Genomic DNA, 3783 nt, shown 5'->3' with positions numbered 1-3783 from the left:
TTTTTATACTATCAAGACTGTCAAATAATTGCTGTGATAGTCTTATTTTAGTTTTAAAAAGGATTGATTTTTTTTAAATAATTAGTAATAATAAGGTGTTTTTTGCTTTTTTAGATTAATTATTTAGTTACACTTGTTTGATTTGTCAAATTGCTAAAAAACGACTTAAAAAACTACTTAGTTGTTATTTTATGATAGCACGAGTAATATGTTTGAAAGCTTTATAAACTAAAAAAGACAAGAATTAATTGTAAATTTGCACTGTAAAAATCGATTGATTATGATGAATATTCCTACTTCAAGCCAACCACGTGTGGTTATTATTGGTGGTGGTTTTGGAGGACTTTCGCTCGCTAAAAAATTGAAAAATAAGAATTTTCAAGTAGTCTTATTAGACAAGCACAATTATCATACTTTTCAACCGCTATTGTATCAAGTAGCAACAGGAGGTCTTGAGTCAGGATCTATTGCTTATCCAATACGAAAAGTGGTACAGAAGTTAGATGAAATTTATTTCCGATTAGCTGAAGTAGAACGCATTGATACAGTTAATAAGAAAGTGATTGCGGATATAGGAACAATATTTTATGACTATGTTGTAATTGCTACAGGTTCTAAAACTAACTTCTTTGGAAATGAGGAGATCAAGAACAATAGTATGGCGATGAAAACGATTCCTCAATCATTGAATATTCGCAGTTTAGTGTTGGAGAATTTTGAATCTGCTTTATTGACAAACGATATTAATGAGCAAAAAGCATTAATGAATTTTGTTATTGTTGGGGCTGGACCTACAGGTGTAGAGTTAGCTGGTGCATTAGCAGAGATGAAGAAACACGTCTTGCCTAAAGATTATCCTGATTTAGATTTTAGAAAAATGACTATTAACGTTATTCAAGGGGCAGGAAAAGTTTTGGATGCTATGTCAGATAAATCTTCTAAAGCTGCTGAGAAATTTTTAGATAAGTTAGGAGTGAATGTTTGGCTGAATGAGATAGTTGTCGGCTATGATGGAAAGACTGTCAAGACTAAATCTGGTAAAGAATTTCAAGCAGAAACAGTTATTTGGACAGCTGGGGTAATGGGAGCACCTGTAGAAGGATTTGATGCTACAGTTATCCAAAGAGGTAATCGTATCAAGGTTAATGAGTTTAATCAAGTAGAAGGTTTTACGGATGTATTTGCAATCGGTGATGTCGCTACAATGATGACAGAAAAAACACCAATGGGGCATCCGATGATGGCTCAACCTGCTATACAACAGGGTGATTTGTTAGCAAAGAACTTAGAGCGCTTGAAAGAGAAGAAACCGCTAAAGCCATTTGTGTATAATGATAAAGGGTCTATGGCTACAATAGGTAGAAATAAAGCTGTTGTAGATTTACCTAAATTTCACTTTAACGGGTTTTTTGCTTGGTTCGTGTGGATGTTTGTTCACTTGATGTCATTGATTGGATTTAGAAATAAATTGGTTGTATTCTGGAACTGGTTGTATAACTATTTAATGTTCGATAGACAAGCGAGGTTAATTGTCAGACCTTATAAGAAGAAAAATTCAGAGAGTTTTGACAATAATTTAGCTAAGTAAATAATATAAATAAGGATATCTAAACAATAGGTATCCTTTTTTTGTGCACATAATCTTGCTTACTACACTCAATTATTTTCTTATTAGCAGTTTTGCGAAGTCGGATATAGCTATTAAAAGTTGATGTCAATGGAATAACAGTGTTTTGATATGGATAGAGATGCGAAGTAGTCAATTGATAGTATCAATTGAAGTAGCAAAGTAACAAGCTGTAATTTAATGTCTATTTCAAGTACTGCTAAAGCTCAAAGATAAAGTTAGTCCTACATCAAGTGTTTCTTCTTTAGATCATAGTCAATTAGGAATCAGTACTATTTTGGTCGCACTTTCTTGAGGTATCCTTGCGGTTTGCTGGGGGTGTCCTTGCTAAAACACCCCTTGCGGGCAGTAAAACTGCAAGAAAGGTGCAAGAAAGACCTAACAAACCACTGTTTTATTTTGTGTTCAGTGGATTTACATTTAATGCGAAAGTTGTATCGTCAACAGGGATGAATGAAGTTTTATTGAAAATATCCTTCGGTAGCAGACAAGTTTATATATCGTCGAATAGCTATATAGTGGTATTAAGTGCTTGTTTTGCCATGCGATTTTTAGGTATAATCTATGGTGTTAGTATCTGAAATACAACTGCTTGTAGCGGATTGAAGATTTTGGTTGACTATAAGACTTGTAATATTGCATTGTGTATAGTATAAGGGACTATCTTACATTTAGATTGTCGATTCAGTGCGATGCTTCATTGTAGTCATAAGAATAGATGTCTATAAGGAAGTTGATTTTACTTCTGAATTATCAGTTTTATAAAGGGGTGTTTTTTTATCGTAGTTTATTAATAGTGCAAGAAATTTACTGTACGAACGCAGCCCTTCTTTTTGATTATTTGCTTTTAAGAATAGATGATAGAAGTTTTTGAAAATTTCGTCTGTAAAGTTTTTGTGTTGTTGCCAAAATACCGTATTCTCATTTACATTGACAAGTACACCAGAGGATATTCTCTGTACTATTGATTCGAAAGATGCACTGTTTGTTTTATGTAGTTCACTTAAACAAAATCTCAAAGCAAAGATATTTGCGGCATATTGGTAGATTAGCTCGTCTTGCTTGGAAGTAGCGAGAAATCCAATAAAGTTTGCATCAGATTCTCTTGCGTAGCCCATTTGGTGTGAGATTTCGTGTGATGCGGTTACAATCATGGTAAGCTTTGGTATTTTGTTGTTTACTTGAGCTTCAATAGTGAAAGGATTTATATATCCACCAAAACCAGCGTATGTCAATGGAATGCTGTATAGTGAAGAATTGATACTCGTATCATAGAAATCAAACAACTTTGTATCTATAGCTACTTTTTCCAATCCGTATTTAGAGTTTTCATATATTTCTTTGATGTCTTGGTTGTTAATTACTGCAACAGTACTGTCTTTTGTTATTTGCAACTGTTGTGCATTTACTGTGTTGATGATCTTATGGCTTAGTTTGATAAGGTCTTCTTCTGTATAGGTAATTGCAATATCGAGTTGATTTTGTAGGGGGATACGGTAATTATTTAACCCCCACATTAGATTGAAAGCGAGGTAGAAAATCACATAGCACTTAGTTGCCAAAAGAATAAATAAGTAAGCTTTATTTCTTATACTCGTGTTCGCTTTAATTGTTTTAATGATTTTAAGTAATAAGTAGATGCCTAAAACAAAATAAAGTAGATCTCCGATAGAAAAGGGGATTGCAGATGTCATTTTATTCAACAGCTTGCTGTAGGATAAGTAAAAACCTTCAGAATAGTATTTCTCGACAACTGCTGTATTTTGAGTGAAAAAGTAAAACACAATTTTACTGATGATATACAAGAGCACCCAAAAACTTAATTTTTTCATATTATTTGATATATTGTAATTTAGAATAAATAAAAATAAATATATTTGTTCTATAAATCTGTAGTTAGATGAGTAAAGTTAAGAAAGGAGAGAATACAATCTTTATTTGTGAAGGAAAAAAATGTTGTAGGTATAATGAGGAAACGAAAAGTTGTTTCAAAGAGTTAATTGAGGAGAAAGGGTTAGAAGGAGGATATTCTATCTGTAAGATGAAGTGTCAGGGGATGTGTAAAAAAGCTCCTGTTGTGTATCTATCGGCTCATGATAAGTACAAAAAAGAGGTCTGTAAGAAAAAGGCCAAGAAAATATTTGAAAAATATATTG

The 3783-nt window shown here is 32.7% G+C and carries 3 protein-coding genes; 2 read left to right on the top strand and 1 reads right to left on the bottom strand.

Annotated elements, in window-relative coordinates; all coding sequences use genetic code 11:
* Positions 1 to 280 precede the first annotated feature (280 nt).
* Positions 281 to 1588, top strand: coding sequence for an NAD(P)/FAD-dependent oxidoreductase (locus GOQ24_RS06920; RefSeq protein WP_155092437.1), 1308 nt, complete (start codon positions 281 to 283; stop codon positions 1586 to 1588).
* 761 nt (positions 1589 to 2349) lie between these two features.
* Here the strand turns inward: GOQ24_RS06920 and GOQ24_RS06915 are convergent.
* Positions 2350 to 3459, bottom strand: a complete 1110-nt coding sequence (locus tag GOQ24_RS06915; protein ID WP_155092439.1) for a DUF3810 domain-containing protein — start codon at positions 3457 to 3459, stop codon at positions 2350 to 2352.
* A gap of 68 nt (positions 3460 to 3527) precedes the next feature.
* On the opposite strand from GOQ24_RS06915, the gene GOQ24_RS06910 reads away from it, so the two are divergent.
* Positions 3528 to 3783, top strand: a 256-nt coding sequence (locus tag GOQ24_RS06910) for a (2Fe-2S) ferredoxin domain-containing protein (RefSeq protein ID WP_160339374.1), incomplete at its 3' end; no start/stop codon positions are given.

Source organism: Myroides sp. LoEW2-1 (assembly GCF_009767705.1).
In the GTDB taxonomy this organism is placed as follows: domain Bacteria; phylum Bacteroidota; class Bacteroidia; order Flavobacteriales; family Flavobacteriaceae; genus Flavobacterium; species Flavobacterium album_A.
The sequence above is the reverse complement of the archived record's forward strand: the minus strand, read 5'-3'. Positions and strand labels throughout refer to the sequence as shown.

Coding starts and splice junctions, on each gene's coding strand:
- GOQ24_RS06920 (WP_155092437.1), top strand. CDS start 281: ATGATGAATATTCCTACTTCAAGCCAACCACGTGTGGTTATTATTGGT.
- GOQ24_RS06915 (WP_155092439.1), bottom strand. CDS start 3,459: ATGAAAAAATTAAGTTTTTGGGTGCTCTTGTATATCATCAGTAAAATT.